This is a genomic window from Actinoplanes sp. NBRC 103695 (assembly GCF_030269485.1).
In the GTDB taxonomy this organism is placed as follows: domain Bacteria; phylum Actinomycetota; class Actinomycetes; order Mycobacteriales; family Micromonosporaceae; genus Actinoplanes.
Genome location: NZ_BSTL01000051.1, coordinates 1 through 16,768, shown reverse-complemented (window position 1 = coordinate 16,768; position 16,768 = coordinate 1). Strand labels below are relative to the sequence as shown.

General features: G+C 70.3%; 13 protein-coding genes. 7 read left to right on the top strand and 6 right to left on the bottom strand.

Annotated elements, in window-relative coordinates; genetic code table 11:
- Positions 1-57: 57 nt before the first annotated feature.
- Complete coding sequence (mltG, locus tag QSK31_RS45690) at positions 58-1,236, bottom strand: endolytic transglycosylase MltG (RefSeq protein ID WP_285691402.1); 1,179 nt, start codon at positions 1,234-1,236, stop codon at positions 58-60.
- Between the two features lie 111 nt (positions 1,237-1,347).
- On the bottom strand, positions 1,348-2,160 hold the full coding sequence (locus QSK31_RS45685) for an SAM-dependent methyltransferase (protein WP_285691400.1): 813 nt from the start codon (positions 2,158-2,160) through the stop codon (positions 1,348-1,350).
- 239 nt (positions 2,161-2,399) lie between these two features.
- On the opposite strand from QSK31_RS45685, the gene QSK31_RS45680 reads away from it, so the two are divergent.
- Positions 2,400-3,026: a hypothetical protein gene (locus tag QSK31_RS45680; protein ID WP_285691399.1), complete on the top strand. Its 627-nt coding sequence runs from the start codon at positions 2,400-2,402 to the stop codon at positions 3,024-3,026.
- Between the two features lie 42 nt (positions 3,027-3,068).
- Entirely contained in the window at positions 3,069-5,555 is a 2,487-nt protein-coding gene (locus tag QSK31_RS45675; RefSeq protein WP_285691398.1) for a putative bifunctional diguanylate cyclase/phosphodiesterase, read from the top strand.
- Positions 5,556-5,588: 33 nt separating this feature from the next.
- Here the strand turns inward: QSK31_RS45675 and QSK31_RS45670 are convergent, their stop codons facing one another.
- Positions 5,589-6,611 carry an LLM class flavin-dependent oxidoreductase gene (locus QSK31_RS45670; protein ID WP_285691397.1) on the bottom strand — a complete coding sequence of 341 codons (1,023 nt, stop codon included), beginning with the start codon at positions 6,609-6,611 and terminating at the stop codon, positions 5,589-5,591.
- A gap of 65 nt (positions 6,612-6,676) precedes the next feature.
- Here QSK31_RS45670 and QSK31_RS45665 point away from each other — a divergent pair, with 65 nt between their 5' ends.
- The 5 genes from QSK31_RS45665 (at position 6,677) to QSK31_RS45645 (ending at position 13,433) form a co-directional block, all read left to right on the top strand.
- A complete protein-coding gene (locus QSK31_RS45665; protein ID WP_285691396.1) occupies positions 6,677-7,615 on the top strand; it encodes an aliphatic sulfonate ABC transporter substrate-binding protein in 939 nt (312 codons plus the stop codon).
- Complete coding sequence (locus QSK31_RS45660) at positions 7,612-8,433, top strand: ABC transporter permease (protein WP_285691395.1); 822 nt, start codon at positions 7,612-7,614, stop codon at positions 8,431-8,433. The genes QSK31_RS45665 and QSK31_RS45660 overlap by 4 nt, the downstream gene beginning before the upstream one ends.
- Complete coding sequence (locus tag QSK31_RS45655; RefSeq protein ID WP_285691394.1) at positions 8,430-9,137, top strand: ABC transporter ATP-binding protein; 708 nt, start codon at positions 8,430-8,432, stop codon at positions 9,135-9,137. The genes QSK31_RS45660 and QSK31_RS45655 overlap by 4 nt, the downstream gene beginning before the upstream one ends.
- Before the next feature lie 7 nt (positions 9,138-9,144).
- Positions 9,145-11,349: a putative bifunctional diguanylate cyclase/phosphodiesterase gene (locus tag QSK31_RS45650; protein ID WP_285691393.1), complete on the top strand. Its 2,205-nt coding sequence runs from the start codon at positions 9,145-9,147 to the stop codon at positions 11,347-11,349.
- Between the two features lie 104 nt (positions 11,350-11,453).
- A complete protein-coding gene (locus tag QSK31_RS45645) occupies positions 11,454-13,433 on the top strand; it encodes a transglycosylase domain-containing protein (protein WP_285691392.1) in 1,980 nt (659 codons plus the stop codon).
- Between the two features lie 13 nt (positions 13,434-13,446).
- Here the strand turns inward: QSK31_RS45645 and QSK31_RS45640 are convergent, their stop codons facing one another.
- The 3 genes from QSK31_RS45640 to QSK31_RS45630 form a co-directional block, all read right to left on the bottom strand.
- A complete protein-coding gene (locus tag QSK31_RS45640) occupies positions 13,447-14,832 on the bottom strand; it encodes a M36 family metallopeptidase (RefSeq protein WP_285691426.1) in 1,386 nt (461 codons plus the stop codon).
- 79 nt (positions 14,833-14,911) lie between these two features.
- Entirely contained in the window at positions 14,912-15,454 is a 543-nt protein-coding gene (locus QSK31_RS45635) for a hypothetical protein (protein ID WP_285691391.1), read from the bottom strand.
- A 29-nt stretch (positions 15,455-15,483) separates the two neighbouring features.
- Positions 15,484-16,768: hypothetical protein (locus QSK31_RS45630; protein ID WP_285691389.1), on the bottom strand; the 1,285-nt coding region annotated here is incomplete at its 5' end.

Below are 16,768 nucleotides of genomic sequence, written 5' to 3'. Positions count from 1 at the left end.
GGAAGATCTTGGAAAACGCATATGTCGGCGGTCGCGATTCACCGATGATTCGTCGGCTCAGATGATGCCGGCCTCGTGAGCCTTGTCCTTGTTTCTCTCGTGCTCGGCGTCCGTCGTCGCGAAGGCCGAATGCCCCTGCTTGTCGATCGCCACGAAGAACAGCCACGAACCCTTCGGCGGGTCGGACGCGCCCTTCAGAGCCTCGGCGCCCGGGTTGTTGATCGGCGTCGGCGTCAGGCCGGCCTTGCCGTGCAGGCGGTACGGGTTCTTCGGATCGCGTAGTTCCTCGCGGGTCATCTTCTTCGACGGTTTCGTCGGCTTGCCGGTGAGCTGGTAGTAGTAGTTGATCCCGACGTCGAACTCGAGGCAGTTGCACGGGAAGTCGCCGCTGTAGATCCGGTTGTAGGCGACCCGCGCGACCTTGCCCAGATCGTCCTTGTTGCCCGCCTCCGCCTGCGCCAGCGACGCGACGATCAGCGCCTCGTACGGACTGATCTGGAGCTCCGAGCGCACCTGCTTGCTGAAGCCGATCTTCTTGTCCTGCGCGAGGAAGTGCTTGACCATCTCCTTGAGGATCGCCTGCGCACTCGAGTCCGGCGGGAACTCGTAGGTGTCCGGGAAGAGGAAGCCCTCGATCGAGTACGTGACCTTCTGGCCGTCCTGACGTTCGAACCACGACTCGGGTACGCCCAGAGCGAGCGGGCTCCGGCCGGCCTTCTCGAAGTCCTTCACCGGCACGTCGGTGGCCTTCGCCAGCGTGGCGTACACCTGGTTGGCGGTCTTGCCCTCAGGGATCGTGACGCCCCCGCGGATCCGTGAGGCCGGGTCGAGCATCAGCTTGACCGCCTCCGCGCCGGACATCTCCTTGCGCATCGTGAACGAGCCGGCCTGGATGCTCTGGCCGCGCGGATTGTCCTGGGCGGCCTCGGTGAACGCCACGACGCTCTTGACCACGCCCGTGTCGCGCAGGACCACGCCGATGTCGGTGAGGGTGGAGCCCTCCGGGACGTCGACCCGGACCTTGCCGCTGCCGGCGCCGCTGTAGTCCGGGACGCTGAACCGGTCCCACACGTAGTAGCTGCCCGCGCCGACGAAGCCCACCAGAATGACGACCAGCAACGTCGTGGTCACCTTGATGCGTGCCCGTTCACCGCGCCGTACGTGACGGGACCGATACTTCTCGTCACCCACTTGGGAGGCCTCTCGTCGACAGTCGGAGAGGCGCAGAGTACGCATGCCTGTCGATAGGCATCCTGGCAGGGCCGCGTTTCCGCACCAGCCGGCGCGACGCCGCTGGTCGCGGCATTGAACGCCGGTCCGATTACTCTCTGTGCAAGATCAACCCGGTCAGGGCTTGCGGCCGACCGCCGTCCAGATGTTGATGTCCGAGCGCGCCGGGATCGCCTCGCCGTCGTCCGGACGCCACTCGCTGGCCGGCACCACGCCCGGCTCGACGAGCTCCAGTCCCTCGAAGAGCTCCGCGAACTCGTCCCGCGGCCGCGTCCACACGTCGGACTTGCCCTCCTCGATCAGCCGCTGGTAGAGCGCCTGCTGCTCCGGCGTGCCGAAGTCGGAGGTGGCGTGCGTCGCGACCAGGAAGCTGCCCCGGGGCAGGGCGTCCAGCAGCGTACGCACGATCGGCTTGGCCGCGCCCTGACCGTGGATGAAGTGCAGCACGGCGATGAGCATCAGGCCCACCGGCTGCGACATGTCCAGGGTTTCGCGCAGCTGCGGATCGTCGAGGATCGACTGCGGGTCGTTCAGATCCGCCTGGATGTAGGCGGTGCGCCCCGCCGGCGTGCTGGTGAGCAACGCCCGGGCGTGCACCATGACCAGCGGGTCGTTGTCCACATAGACGACCCGGGCATCCGGTGTCACGCGCTGCGCGACCTCGTGCGTGTTGTCCGCGGTGGGCAGCCCCGTGCCGATGTCCAGGAACTGCCGGACACCCGACTCGGCCACGAACTGGGTGGCCCGTCGCAGCTGCGCGCGGTTGGCCAGCGCGCCGAGCCGAACCTTCGGGAACAGGCGCTGCAGCTCATCGCCGGACGCCCGGTCCGCGGCGAAGTTGTCCTTGCCGCCGAGCCAGTAGTTGTACCGCCGCGCGGGGTGAGCCACGCTGACATCGATCCCGGCGGGCCCCACCTTGCTGTCGTCCACGCCGGAACGATAGCCCGAGCCCTGTCGCCCCGGCGAGCGACCCTCACCGATGTAGATCATCGCCGGCAGCCCCGCGACCGTCTCGTTCGCATCCTTCCCGGTGTGCCCGATCAGCCACCCGTTCCAGCTGGTCCACCTGGTCGGCCTGCCGATGGGCGTCTGACGGCCCGAGTCTTACGAAGCGCTGACAAGCTGTGCGGAGCGGACGGATCGGGCGGTCGCGTGGCTAGCATCGCCGGATGCGTCTGACCAGGATCCTGCTGCTCGTGACGACGGGTCCGCTGCTGCTGGCGGCCGCCGGGCTCCTGCACCCCGGCGGGCTGTCGGCCGCTTCCGCCGATGACTGGGTTCGGCTGCACGTCATGCTGCTGCCGGTCTTTCCGCTGCTGGGTCTCGGCTTCGTGGTGCTGCTGCGCGGCCGGCCGCGTGCCGATGTGGCGGGGGTGGCCACGGTTGTCGCGTGGGTGGGCGCGGCCGTCTATGCGGTCGGGTACACCGGTCTGGACGCCGTCGCGGGCATCGGGGCGGGCACGATCGCGGGGCAGCCCGGTGACCAGGGCGAGCTGCGCCGGCTGGTGCTCGCCCTCTACGACGTCGCCGACCAGGTCGGCCGGGCGGGTGTCTACGCCCTGCTCGTCGCCGTGCTGGCCGGTACCGTCGCGTTGCTGGTGTGGCACGGACCGGGCGTCCTGGCGGGCACGGCCGTGTTGCTGGGCGCCGGCTGGTCGTTCCTCGACAGCCACATCTTCTGGCCGCGTGGCGTGCTGACCATGCTGGCGATCGCGGTCGGGTTCGCGCTCTGGGCGTGGGCCGCCGAGCGCCGTCCCCGGCCGAACGGCTCAACCCGGGCGGTTGGCGGCCGATGAGGATGGAGTCGCATCCTGCTGCGCCGGCGAGGAGTGAGGACCGTGGTCGCTCGAGCCGTCGGCCTGCTCTTCGGGCCGGCCGCCGCGCTCATCGGCCGGCTGCGATACGCGCAGAAGTTCGTCGTGGTGGGGCTGGTGCTGCTGATCCCGTTGGGGTTCGTCGCCTCGGCGTACGTCGAACTGCAGCGCGACCAGATCGCCTTCAGTGCCAAGGAGCGTGACGGCGTCACCTACATGGCGCCGCTGGTGAACCTGGCGTCCCGGGTATCGCAAGCTCGTCATGTGGCGGTCCTGGGCGGCCCCCCGGCGGTGGCGATCGACGGTGAGATCGGCACGGTGGATGCCGTCGACCGGCGGCTGGCCTCGAGCCTGGGCACCGGCGACGCGTGGGCGGCCACCCGTCTGCTGATCGTCGCCGCGCGGCAGACGACCGGCTCGGGCAGCGTGCGGTACGCGGCCTACAACGCGGCGATGCAGGCGGTCCTCGATCTGATCGTTCGCGTCGGCGACACCTCGAACCTGACCCTCGATCCGGACCTGGACAGCTACTACCTGATGGACACGCTGCAGTTCCGGCTGCCCGTGGTGCTGGACAGCGCCGGACGTGGCGCGGATCTGGCAGTCCTGGCCGCGTCGGCGCCGGCCGCCACCCGGACGGACGCGCTGATCGACATCGGGCTCACCAACGGAGTCCTGTCGAGTACCCGGGCCACCATCGCGCGGGCGGTCGGGACCCTCACCGCCCTCACCGCCGACCCTGGCGTACGCGCCCGGACCCGGGACAGTTTCCACCGCCTGGACGGCGCGCTCGCCACGTTGACCGCCACCCTGGCGGCGGCCGTCAAGGACCGCCGGCCGGACGGGGTACCGGCGCACGCCTCCGACGCGGTGCGGGCCGCTGCCGTTGACTTCGCCGCCCAGGCCGCGGCGTCGCTGGACAAGCTCCTGACTGTCCGGATCGACGGTTTCTCGGGCCGGGCCGACCGGGTCGAACTGGCCACCGGCCTGGCGGCGCTGCTGGCCGCGTACCTCTTCGTGGGTTTCTATCTGTCGGTGGCGTGGCCGATCCGGCGGATCGTGGCGACGTTGCACGCGGTCGCGGCCGGCGATCTGACCCGGCGGGTCGCGGTGGACACCCGGGACGAGCTGAGCTTCGTGGCGCGGGCGCTCAACGAGACGGTGGCCGGCACCGAGGCCGCCACGAACCGGCTCGCGCAGCAGGCCACCCACGACACGCTGACCGGTCTGCCGAACCGGGCCCTGGTGCTCGACCGGCTGGATCAGGCGCTGGCGCGAGGCCGGGAGGACGGCGCCCGGACCGCCGTTCTCTTCATCGACCTGGACAGGTTCAAGCCGATCAACGACTCGCTCGGCCACCACATCGGCGACGAGGTGCTCATCGAGATCGCCGGCCGGCTGACCGCGATCTCGCGCAGCGTGGACACGGTGGCCCGGCTGGCCGGTGACGAGTTCCTGGTGATCTGCGCGGGCTTCGCCCTGCCGGACGCCGCGGTGGAGACGGCGGAGCTGGTGATGGCGGAGTTGAGCCGGCCGATCATGACGGGGGAGGGCGCCTCCGCGCGAGAGGTCACGGTCGGTGCGAGTGTCGGGATCGCGTACGCGGAAACGTCCTCGGACCAGACCGCGGAAAATCTGGTACGCGACGCCGATGTGGCCATGTACCAGGCGAAGCAGCGTGGCCGTGGCCGGGTGGAGATCTTCAACGAGGCGCTGCGGACGGCAGTCGAGCTTCGGCTGCGGACCCGGGAGGAGCTGCGGCACGCGATCGACGACGGGCAGATCCGCCCGTACTTCCAGCCGATCGTCGACGGCGTCACCGCCACGGTCGTCGGCTTCGAGGCGCTCGCCCGCTGGCAGCACCCCACCCGTGGCCTGCTCGGGCCGAACGAGTTCATCGAGCTGGCCCAGGAGACCGGCCTGATCGTCCCCCTCGGCGCCGAGATCCTGGCCCGGGCCTGTGCCGAGGCGGTGCGCTGGCGGCGGGACGGTGCGGGTCCGGCCGTGGCCGTGAACGTGGCGAGCGCGCAGCTGGCCGACCCGGCGTTCGTCTCGACGGTCACCACGGTCCTCGCCGAGACCGGCCTCGAAGCGTGTGCGCTGTCGCTGGAGATCACCGAGACGACCCTGATGGCGGACACGCTCGCGGCCGCGGAGACGCTCCGGGCGATCGCCGCGCTCGGCGTGCACCTCGCGCTCGACGACTTCGGGACCGGCTACTCCTCGCTGACCTACCTGCGCCGGTTCCCGGTCGAGGCGCTGAAGATCGACCGGTCGTTCGTCGCCGGCATCGGCCACGACCGGGAGGACGAGGCGATCATCGAGATGCTCCTCAACCTGACCCAGGTGCTCGGCCTGCAGGTGGTGGCGGAGGGCGTGGAGACGGCCGAGCAGCTCGACCGCCTTCGCGGGTGGGGCTGCTCGCTGATGCAGGGCTTCTACTTCGGCCGGCCGATGCCCGCCGAGCTGATCGACGACTTCCTGCGGGCCCAGCAACCCGTCCTGTCCTGAGTACGGTCGATCACTGGCATTCGCCCGGGACTTCTACCCCGCCGCTGCCTGATCGGGGCGGCCGAGGGCGGGCCCGAGCAGGGTGGCCATGTCGGTGAGGATCTGGATGTAGTCGTCGGGGCGGAAGGTGAACGGCAGGGCGAAGGCGACCTCGTCCACCTCGCGGAAGGCGGCGTGGGCGTTGAGGCGTTCGGCGATCTCGGCTGCCGGGCCCACGATGTCGGGGGCGAACATCATGCGCGCCGGGCCCTGCGGGGTCTCGGTGCGGGGCAGCCGGGTGGCCGCGTACTCGCGGTAGCGCTTCTCCTGGTCGGGGGTCGCGCTGTCGGTCGGGATGACGACCAGGCCCTGTGAGACCCGGGCCTGCTCGCCCAGCGGGTGGGCGGCGCGGAAGGCCCGGATGTGGGACAGCTGGATCTGCGCGAAGTCCTCCGACTCCTCGGCCTTGACCACGCTGCTGGTCAGGAAGTTCATGCCGTGCTCGCCGGCCCAGGTGGCTGAGCGGAGGCTGGCGCCGCCGTACCACATGCGGTCGCCCAGGCCTGGGGAGTGCGGCTGGACGCGGTCGCTGAAGTCCTCGAAGCCGACGCGGCCGCGGAAGTCGGTGGCTCGCTCACCGCGTACCCAGGAAAGAAGTCTCTCCACCCGGCGGTAGGAGAAGTCTTCGGAAGCGGAAGTGTCCGGGTAGAGGGCGTCCTTGATGTCGTCCCAGCGCATCGGCGGGCCGACGCTCACGCCGGGGTTGATCCGGCCGCCGGACAGGACATCGACGGTGGCGAGGTCCTCGGCGAGGCGCAGCGGGTTCTCCCAGCCCAGCGGGATGACCGCGGTGCCGAGCTCGATGCGGCTGGTGCGCTGGGACGCCGCGCCGAGCACCGCCACGGGGGACGAGATGCCGTACTGCAGGTGGCGGTGGCGCAGCCAGGCGCTGTCGAAGCCGAGGTCCTCGCCGAGCTTGATCAGCTCCAGCGTCGCCTCGTGCCCGGCCCGGGGGTCGTCCTCGTCGAACAGCCCGATGGTGAGGAAGCCCAGCTTCCGCAGCGGTCGTGAAGTCACGTGATCACGGTAGCGCGAGAAGAGGCATTGCCCATATTGCCTACTGACTATATAGACTATGGCTCATGCGCCGTGCCACCGCCTTCGTCACCGCCTTCGTCCTCGCCGCAACGGCCGCGCTGACTGCTTGCGGCGATCAAGAAGAACAAGCCGGCGGGGTGCTGCGGATCGGCTACCAGCGCTTCGGCGGGCTCAGCCTGGTGAAGGCGCGCGGCGACGTCCCGGGAGTGGAGTGGTCGCTGTTCGAGAGCGGGCCCGCTCTCACCGAGGCGATCAAGGCCGGCGCCATCGACCTCGGGCAGACCGGTGAGGCGCCGCCGATCTTCGCCGCCGCCGCCAAGACGGAGTTCGTGGTCGCCGCGGCCGGCGCGCCGTCGCCGCGGAGCGAGGCCGTGCTGGTGAAGAAGAGCCGCGGCTTCAAGACCTTCGCCGACCTCAAGGGCAGGACGATCGCGCTGAACAAGGGCTCGAACGTGCACTGGCTGCTGGTGCGGCTGCTCGAGGCCAACAAGCTGACGCTCGCCGACGTCAACGTGAAGTACCTCAAGCCCGCCGAGGGGCGGCCGGCGTTCGACAACGACCAGGTCGACGCGTGGATCATCTGGGATCCGTACTTCGCGCTCGCCGAGCGGCCGGACGTGCAGGTCCTGGCCGACGCGACGGGCGTGGCCAACAACCGGGAGTACATCCTGGTGTCCAAGGACGCGGCGGAGGCTAAGACCGACCAGATCAAGAGCTTCCTTGCGGCGTACGAGAAGACGACGGCCTGGGGCATCGCCAACCCGGACGAGCGCGCCAAGGTCCTCGCCCCCGAGCTGAAGATCGACGAGCCGACCACCAAGCGGGCCCTGGCCCGTGCGGCGCAGCCGGTGGCGCCGCTGACGCCGGAGATCGGCGACGAGCTGCAGGGCATCGCCGACGGCTTCACCGAGCTGAAGCTGATCCCGGTCAAGGTCGACGTGAAGTCCCTGATCGACTCGCGGTTCGGCGGGACGAGCCGGTGAGCAGCCTGCTCGTCGCTCCGGACGTCGAGGTGGCGCACGACCAGAAGGTCCCGAGGAAGCGGCGGGTGCGCTGGCAGCGCGTGGTCAGCCCGGTGCTGATCCTGGCGCTGTGGGAGGCCGCCGCGCGGGCCGGGCTCATCGCCGAGGACAAGCTGCCCGCGCCGAGCGCCGTGCTGGCCACCGGGTGGCGCCTGGCCAGGGACGGCACGCTCGGCGACCACCTGCTCAACTCGCTCAGCCGGGCGGCGATCGGGTTGCTCATCGGCGGCGTCCTCGCGCTGGTGCTGGGCGCCGCGGCCGGCCTGCTGCGGCTCGGCGACGACGCGATCGACCCGCCGGTGCAGATGGCCCGGATGCTGCCGCACCTCGCGCTGGTGCCGCTGCTGATCATCTGGGTCGGCATCGGCGAGTCGATGAAGATCACGCTGGTCGCCCTGGGGACGTTCTTCCCGCTCTACTTCAACGTGTACGCCGGCATCCGGGACATCGACGAGCGGCTGGTCGAGGCGGCCAAGACCTGCGGGCTGGGCACCTGGGCGCGGATCCGGCACGTGGTGCTGCCGGGCGCGCTGCCCTCGCTCTTCCTCGGGCTGCGGCTGGCGATCGGCGCAGCCTGGCTGAGCCTGGTGGTGGGCGAGCAGACCAACACCCAGAACGGCATCGGCTTCCTGATGATGGAGGCCCGGGAGTTCAGCCAGACCGACGTCGTGGTGCTGGGCCTTTTCGTGTACGCGACGCTCGGGCTGCTCTCCGACGTGTTGCTGCGAGTGCTGGAACGCAGGGCGCTCGCATGGCGGCAGGGGTTGAAGGCGACATGAGGGCGAACGGGGTCCGGCGGTCCTTCGGGGCGGTCCGCGTGCTGGACGGCGTCGACCTGACCGTGGGTGACGGCGAGGTGGTCGCCCTGCTCGGCGGCAGCGGCTCCGGCAAGAGCACGCTGCTGCGTATCCTGGCCGGCCTCGACCCGGACGCCACCGGCGAGTTCACCGTCCCGCCCAGACACGCGGTCGTCTTCCAGGAGCACCGCCTGCTCCCGTGGAAGCGGGTCATCGACAACGTCGGCCTGGGCGTGCCGAACGCCCGGGAACGCTGCCGGGCCGCCCTGGCGGAGGTCGGTCTCGCGGACCGGGCGCGGGCCTGGCCGGCCGAGCTGTCCGGCGGCCAGTTGCAGCGGGTCGCGTTCGCCCGGGCGCTGGCCCGGGAGCCGGAGGTCCTGCTGCTGGACGAGCCGTTCGGGGCGCTGGACGCCCTCACCCGGCTGCGGATGCAGGAGCTCTTCGGCCGGTTGCGGTCCCGGCACGGGTTCGCCGCCCTGCTGGTCACGCACGACGTCGACGAGGCGCTGCTACTCGCCGACCGGGCGCTGGTGCTGGACGGCGGGCGGATCGCCGCCGAGGTGGCGGTCCCGCTGGCCTACCCGCGGGCGCAGGACATGCCCGGTTTCGGGGAGTTACGTCGGGAATTGCTCGATCTGCTCGGTGTGCCCGTCGCTCTCTCAGGTTCGGGGGAGGGCAGCCGATAGCACGGTTGTGCGTTCTGGGCGGATCTGGTTGGGCTGGCTGGTGGCGGGTGTGCTCGCCCTGGCCGGGTGGCGCCTGCTGCCGGAAGGACTGCCGCAGGACATCGCCTACAACGTGATCGGGCTGGCCTCGGTGGCCGCGATCCTGGCCGGCGTGCGGATCCATCGGCCGCCGCGTGCGGCGATGTGGCTCTGGTTCGCCGCGGGACAGTTCGTCTGGGTGATCGGCGACCTGGTCTACGAGTTCTACGAGTACGTGCTGCAGCAGGAGCCGTACCCCTCGATCGCCGACGCGTTCTACCTCTCGGCGTACCCGATGATGGTCGTTGGTCTGTTGACCCTGCTGCGTGCGCGGCGGATCGGGTCGGGCTTCATCGACGCCGCGATCGTGGGGACGAGCCTCGGGCTGGTGCTGTGGATCTTCGTGATCCAGCCGATCGCGGTGGACTCGGACGCCTCGCTGCTGGAGCGGCTGATCGGGGTCGCCTATCCGGCCGGCGACGCCATGCTGCTCTTCCTGCTCGCAGGGCTGTTCACCGACGGGCGGAAGGGGTCGCCCAGCTCGCGCCTGCTCGGGGTGGGCGTGCTGCTGCTGCTCGCGTCCGACATCAGCTTCGCGGTGCTGTCGCTCTACTCCGACGGCAACTCGGCTGTCCTCGACGCCGCCTTCCTGTTCTCGTACCTCTTCTGGGCGGCCGCCGCGCTGCACCCCTCGATGAGTGCCCGGGGCGAGGGCCGTCCGGAGGGCCGGATGACCCGGCGACGCCTCGTGCTGCTGGCCTGCACGTCGTTGTTCGCGCCGGGCCTGCTGTTCCTGCCGACCGTGGACGCGAGCCGGCGCTACGCCATCGGCGCCTGCGGCATCGTGCTGTTCCTCCTGGTCCTGGTACGTCTGTCCGGTTCCGTCGCGATGGTGCAGCGGCAGTCCCTGCAGCTCGCCGACCTGGCCATGCGGGACGACCTGACCAGCCTGGCCAACCGCCGCCGCTTCGAGCAGGAGGTGCGAGCCGTCCTGGTACCCACCAAGCGGCCGCACGTGCTGCTGCTCGACCTGAACGGCTTCAAGGAGGTCAACGACGACCTCGGCCACGCGGTCGGCGACGGGCTGCTGATCGTCCTGGCCGAGCGCCTGCGCAACGCGGTGCACCCGGACAGCCTGGTCGCGCGGATGGGCGGGGACGAGTTCGCCGTGCTGCTGCCGAACGCCCGCCCCGGCGACCTGCCCGTCGTGGTGGAACGGCTGACCGGGACGCTGCACGAGGCGATCCGGGTGGGCGAGCACGAGCTGCTGATCTCGGCGAGCATCGGCAGCGCGGACGGCACCGGCCTGGACGACCCGTTCGAGGTGCTGCGCCGCGCCGACATCGCGATGTACGCCGCCAAGAAGCAGGGCGTGCGGCACCGCGAGTACGACCCCGGTCTGGACGAGCGGGCGAGCGCGGAGGCCCAGCTCGGGGCGGAACTGCGGGCGGCCCTGGACGCCCAGCAGTTCCGGCTGTTCTTCCAGCCGATCGTGACACTGCCGGAGGGCCGGATGGTCGCGGTGGAGACGCTGGTGCGCTGGCAGCACCCGGAGCGTGGCCTGGTCGGCCCGGTCGACTTCATCCCGGTGGCCGAGCGCAACGGCCTGATCGTCGAGCTGGGCGCGTGGATCCTGCGGTCGGCCTGCTTCCAGGCCGCGGCCTGGCGGGACGAGTACGGCGACCGCGCGCCCGAACGCGTCAGCGTGAACGCCTCCGCCCGCCAGCTCGGCCAGCAGGGCTTCGTCGACCTGGTCCGGGAGGCGCTGGCCGCGAGCGGGCTGCCCGCCTCGGCGCTGGCGATCGAGGTCACCGAGACGGCCGTCTTCGAGGGCGGCCGGGCGCTGGAGGCGCTGCACCAGATCCGGGCGCTGGGCGTCCGTATCGCGCTGGACGACTTCGGCACCGGCCACTCCTCGCTGGGCCTGCTGCAGTCGGTGCCGGTGGACATCCTCAAGGTCGACAAGTCGTTCATCGACAACATCACCGCGTCGGGCCGGCACGCGGTCATCGCGACGTCCCTGATCGACATCGGCAACGGGCTGGGCCTGACCACGGTCGCCGAGGGCGTCGAGACCGCCGAGCAGGCCGACGAGCTGTACCGCCTCGGCTACCGGCTGGCCCAGGGCTACCATTTCGGCAGGCCGGTTCCGGACCCGATGATGCGGCTCACTCTTCCGATAACGGCCCGCTGAGCAGAATCATCGGGGGATGCTGCCGACCTGACGATCAGCGGCGGCATGATCTCGCCCGTCAACTGACAGCTGGATCTCAGTTTTCGGGTGTACCGAATGGTTTCATGCGTGTTCTGGCCCGGCTCGGTGGTGTCCTTCTGTTCGTGACCGCGCTGGCCGTGGCGGTGGCCGTACCCACCGGTCTCGCGGCCCGCGCGGTCACGAGGACGCGCCGGCCGGAGCTGCCGGCGCAGGTGCTCGACCCGGTCACCGACCAGGTCACCCGGGTGTACGCCGCGGACGGGAAGACGCAGATCGCCACGTTCTACGACGAGGACCGGCACGACGTCGCCCTGACCGCGATCGCGCCGGTCATGCGGCAGGCGATCGTGGCGGCCGAGGACACCCGGTTCTACGAGCACGGCGGCGTCGACCCGCGGGGCGTGCTGCGGGCGCTGGTCGCCGACGCCGGGTCCGGGCATGCCGGGCAGGGCGCGTCGACGCTGACCATGCAACTGGTGCGCAACGCGCTCAAGGAGGACCCGCACGCCACGCCCGCCGCCCGAGCCGAAGCGACCGCCGACACCCCGGCCCGCAAGATCCGCGAGGCGGAGTACGCGGTCGAGCTCGAACGGCGCCTCAGCAAGCAGCGGATCCTCGACAACTATCTGAACATCGCGTACTTCGGCGACGGCGCCTACGGGATCGACGCGGCCGCCCGGCGCTTCTTCGGGGTGTCGCCCGGGCGGCTCGACCTGGCCCAGGCGGCACTGGTCGCGGGCGTCGTCCAGTCGCCGGACTCGGACAATCCGGTCAGCGGGGACCGTGCTCAGGCGCGTACCCGTCAGCTCTATGTCCTTGACGCGATGGCCCGGACCGGCGCGATCAGCGCGGCCCAGCAGTCTGCCGCGGCCTCCGAGAAACTGCACTTCACGGGTACGACCACAGCGAGCGGCTGCCGTGACTTCTTCTGCGACTACGTGCAGCGGTGGTGGGACGCCCAGCCGGGACTGGGCGGGGACCACGCGCTGCGGACCGGTGGCTACACGATCGTCACGACGCTCTCTCCGGAGGTGCAGTCCGCCGCGGGGAAAGCGGCGCGGTCGGTCTATTCGGACAAGAACCGGAAAGCGCTGCCGATCGCTGTCGTGCAGCCGGGGACCGGGCACGTGCTCGCGCTGGCCGTGAACCGGCATTACGGCACCGCGCCGGGTGAGACGGTCGATCCACTGGTCAGCAATGTGGCGGGCTATCCCTCCGGCTCGACGTTCAAGCTGTTCACGATGCTGGCCGCGCTGAGGGCCGGGATGCCGCTCAACACCGGCTTCGACGCGCCGGCCAAGCTGAGGACGCACTGGCCGGACGACGGGCCCGGCAACTGCGACGGTCGCTATTGTCCCGGCAACGACAACCCGGCCTGGATGGACGGGCAGCGGACCATGTGGGACGCGTTCGGCCGGTCGGTGAACACCTACTTCGTGCACCTCGAGGAGCAGGTCGGGCCGTCGGCGGCGGTGGACGAGGCGAAGAACCTGGGGATCAGCTTCAGCGCGCCGGCCGACGCGCGGATGGCCGCCGGGGACACGTCCGGCTGGGGGTCGTTCACGCTGGGCGTGGTCGACACGACGCCGCTGGAGCTCGCCTCGGCGTACGCGACGATCGGGGCCGGCGGGGTCTACTGTGCGCCCACGCCGGTGTTGTCGATCAACGGGACGGCGGTCGCTTCGCGCTGCCGCCAAGCGCTGCCGCCGGACATCGCCCACGCGGCGGCGGACGCGGCCAGGTGCCCGGTCGGGGAGCAGAGCGCCTATCAGAACTGCGACGGCGGGACGGCGCAGCAGGTGGCGGGCATCTTCGGCGGGAAACCGGTGGCCGGGAAGACCGGCAGCACCGAGGACAACACCACCGAGACGTTCGTCGGCTTCACGCCCGCGGTCGCCGCGGCCGGCATCGCCAACGACCCGACCGACCCCGCCGACCACGTGGGCAGCGCGATCGAGTCCCGGGTGGTCACCGCCGTCGCGCGCACCCTGCGTGCGGCTGCGCGCGACAGCGGCTACCCGGACTTCCCCGTTCCCAGCCCGGCCCTCGCCTTCGGCGGTTAGAGGTCGAGCTCGATCAGAGAATGCCGCGGTCCACGAAGGCGGCCTTGACCTTGGCCTCGGCGCCCTTGCCGAGCAGCGTGCGGGCGGTGGCCACGGTGTGGGTCGCCGCGGCCGGCATGTCGGTGTCCGGGGCGAACAGGAAGTGCGCCTCCAGGATCACGCGGTTGGCGTTACGCCGGCCCAGCGACTTGTTGATGTCCCACAGCGCGCGCGACCAGATCTCGCCGTCGTCGTGGACCTCGCCGTCCAGGTCCTCCGGGTAGACCTTGGTGCCGTCGGTGCGGCGCAGGCAATGCGGCTCGTCCGACGTGTACGACGTGGCGTCCCAGTCCATCACGCAGGCCCACGGCGTCACCGCGGTGTCCGGGCTGGTCGCCTGGGTCATCGTGACCGCGAAGTAGTCGCCGAAGCCCTCGCCGATCGCGCCGGCCTCCTCGGACAGGCCGTAGTCGGGCACCTGGTCGGCCTGGATCGCGTGGCCGTACTCGTGCCAGATCACCTCGTTGTCCTCGGCGTCGTCCACGCCGCCGGTGCCGAACGTGATCGAGTCGTCCGAGTCGTCGTAGTACGAGTTGTCGTCCTCGAACCCGGTGGTCCGGAAGTCCTGCGGCTCGTTGTTGACGTCGGTGAAGCCGAGCCGGTGGATGTACTTCTGCGCCTCGGTCAGGCTGTAGTAGGTGTTGACCTCTTCGAAGTGGTCGTTCTCCCGGTCGAACTTGTAGACCCGCTTCGGCGAGGTGACCGCGTTGTCGCTGATGTTGTTGGCGTACTCGCCCTGCAGCGTGTCCTTGCCGTCGTCCAGGTTGGTCAGCTTGACCGTCCGGTAGGCCGCCGCCGGGATCGCGCTCGCCGCGTCGTCCTCATCGGTCAGCGACTCGTCCTGCAGCTTCACCACCGGGTTGGGGTCGAAGACCTGCCCCCTGCCGTCCGCCTCCTGGATCGTGCGCTCCTCCTTGAGCAGCGCCCCGGAGCTCGCGTCCAGAACCGACCGCACGGTGCCGCCCGGCGACGCGGTCAGCGTCACCCAGGCCAGCTTCGCCGGGCTGCCCGGCACGACCATCAGCTGCGCGCCCTGCGGCTGCCGCTTGAGGCGACCCGCCACTGCCGACTTCGCCCGGTCACCGGTGATGCCGGCGGACGTCCTGGCCAGGCCGGTGACCTGCTTGCGGCCGTCGGTCACGGTCGGCTTCGCAGCCGCCGCGGTGTGCGTCGCGTAGTAGCCGCCGAGCACCGGGATGCCCTGGTAGAGCTGCTGGTACCAGGTGTGGGTGCCGAGCAGCGACTGCCGGACCTGGACCTGGCGGAGGCCGTCCGGCACGGTCGGCGGGGCGGCCTGCGCGGGTGTGCCCGCCGCGGCGACGACACCGGCGATGACCAGGGGAGAGAGCAGTTTCAGCATCTTCACAGCGGGGATGCTAACGCTCACGGAGACGGATGGAAATCCTTCGACGCCTGTATGGCGCAGATTCACACCGGAGCTAGGACCGGGTGACCTCGAGCGGGGAGGCGGCCGGCACCAGCAGGACCCCGTCCGGGAGCTCCCAGCGCGCTTTCGGGTTCGCGGCCCAGTCCGGCTCGTCCGGCCAGTCGCTCAGGTAGCGGCGTCCCAGATAGACCGCCGCGAGCGGCTGCTCGAGCTGGACCGGCGGGTCCTCCTCCATGAAGGACAGGTCGTCATCGTCGTCCACGGTGACGAACCCCAGGTACGAGCCGGCGAACTCGGTGCCGATGCCGATCAGCCGGGCCAGCGCGTCGACGGCGCCCCGGTTCTCGTCGAGGTCCTCGTCGAGCCGGGTCTCGTCGACGGCGATCTGGAGCATCCAGGTGTCACCCACGCGGACCGAGGCCAGAAAGCTCGACGGGTCGGGCAACCACACCTCCAGCGACGGCCCGACGTCGGCGGGCGCGGACGCGAAGCCCTGCCCCCGCAGGACGTCGGCGAGGCGCTGCTGGTCGGCCGCGGTGGACTCGTCGCGGTCGTCGTCATAGGCCAGGCCGATGAACCGGATCTTCTCGTCCATGCTGGCATCCTGTCACGTGCGGGCGGGCATCAGAAAGGCGCTTCCTTGACCGTGCCGTACTTCGCGGCGATGGCGGTCAGCTCCGCCGGAACGTCGGTGAGCGGAGCCTTGAAGACGAATTCGAGGACGGCGTCGGGCCACCGTTCACGGTGCCTTGCCGCCTGCGCCTCGAACTCGTTGAGTCGTTGCTGTTGCAGTTCCCGCCGGCCCTTCTCGAACTTCGCCAGCTTCACCGGATCGGCGACCGTCGCCGGCTTGGGCGCGTCCCACGGGAACTTGTCCTTCATGCCCTCGTAGTTCTTGAACTCGATGACCTTCTCGCCGAGATTCACGACGATGTCGATGCCCTTGACCGACTTCCCCGACTTGGCGCTGATGTAGGTCTCACCCAGCAGGGTGACCTTCACGCCCTCGTCGAGCAGCCAGGCGGCGTACCGGATCTCGCCGATCGCGCCGGTCACGGTGGTGTGGCTGGTCGCGACGTCCTTGAGCACGTTCTCGGCGCCCGGGATGTGGGCGATCTTGGCGAACCAGGTGAGGACCTCGGTCGTCTGTCCGCCCAGGTTCTTCACCGCCTTCAGCAGGAACGGCTCGAACTTGGCCTGCGAGAGCAGCGGGCCCAGCGGAGGTGGCTGCGCGGTCATCGCGGTGTGCAACCTGGCGGCGAGCGCTTGCGTGTCCTCGCCGACCTTGTGGTATTCGTCGGCGAGCGCCTTGACCTCGTTGTCGGGCACGCCGCCGGTCAGCGCCTTGGCGTATTTCTGGGCGTTGCGCGAGTTCGACCGGAAGTAGAGGTCGAGCTTCTTCTCCGACTCCTTGACGTCCTTGGCCAGGTCCTTGTCGACCTCGAAGACGACCGGCGCCGGGTATTTGGCCTTGGAGGCCTCCAATTCCTTCGCGGCGATGCTCGCGATCTCGTGGTTCTTCTTGAGCAGCGCGGTGTTCGGGTTGGCGTCCGGGTCGGGCTTGGCGATCTGCTTCTGGTCGCCACGCACGGTCTGCACATGTACGACCTCGCCCGAGTCGTTGCGCGAGTCGGTGACCAGCTTGAGCGACGGGACGCCGTGGGTGCGGGCGATGCCGGGCAGGCGGCCCTGCACCCCGGCGTGGGTGGCGTCGGGCGTGAGCAGCTTCTGGGCGTCGGCGACAGCGGCCTTCTCACGGTCGGCCGGATTCTTCGCCCCGTCCTTGCCGTCCTTGCTGTTCTTGCCTTTGGGCTTGATCTTGGCCCAGATTTTCTTGCCGAGTCCGACGATCTTTCCGACCACCCAGTCGACGGCCTTCATCACCGGCTTCGACAGCGCCTGGAAGAAC

Excerpts from the sequence above, each read along its gene's own strand:
- mltG (WP_285691402.1), bottom strand. The coding sequence starts at position 1,236 with ATGCGTACTCTGCGCCTCTCCGACTGTCGACGAGAGGCCTCCCAAGTG.
- QSK31_RS45680 (WP_285691399.1), top strand. The coding sequence starts at position 2,400 with ATGCGTCTGACCAGGATCCTGCTGCTCGTGACGACGGGTCCGCTGCTG.
- QSK31_RS45665 (WP_285691396.1), top strand. The coding sequence starts at position 6,677 with ATGCGCCGTGCCACCGCCTTCGTCACCGCCTTCGTCCTCGCCGCAACG.
- QSK31_RS45655 (WP_285691394.1), top strand. The coding sequence starts at position 8,430 with ATGAGGGCGAACGGGGTCCGGCGGTCCTTCGGGGCGGTCCGCGTGCTG.
- QSK31_RS45645 (WP_285691392.1), top strand. The coding sequence starts at position 11,454 with ATGCGTGTTCTGGCCCGGCTCGGTGGTGTCCTTCTGTTCGTGACCGCG.
- QSK31_RS45640 (WP_285691426.1), bottom strand. The coding sequence starts at position 14,832 with ATGCTGAAACTGCTCTCTCCCCTGGTCATCGCCGGTGTCGTCGCCGCG.
- QSK31_RS45635 (WP_285691391.1), bottom strand. The coding sequence starts at position 15,454 with ATGGACGAGAAGATCCGGTTCATCGGCCTGGCCTATGACGACGACCGC.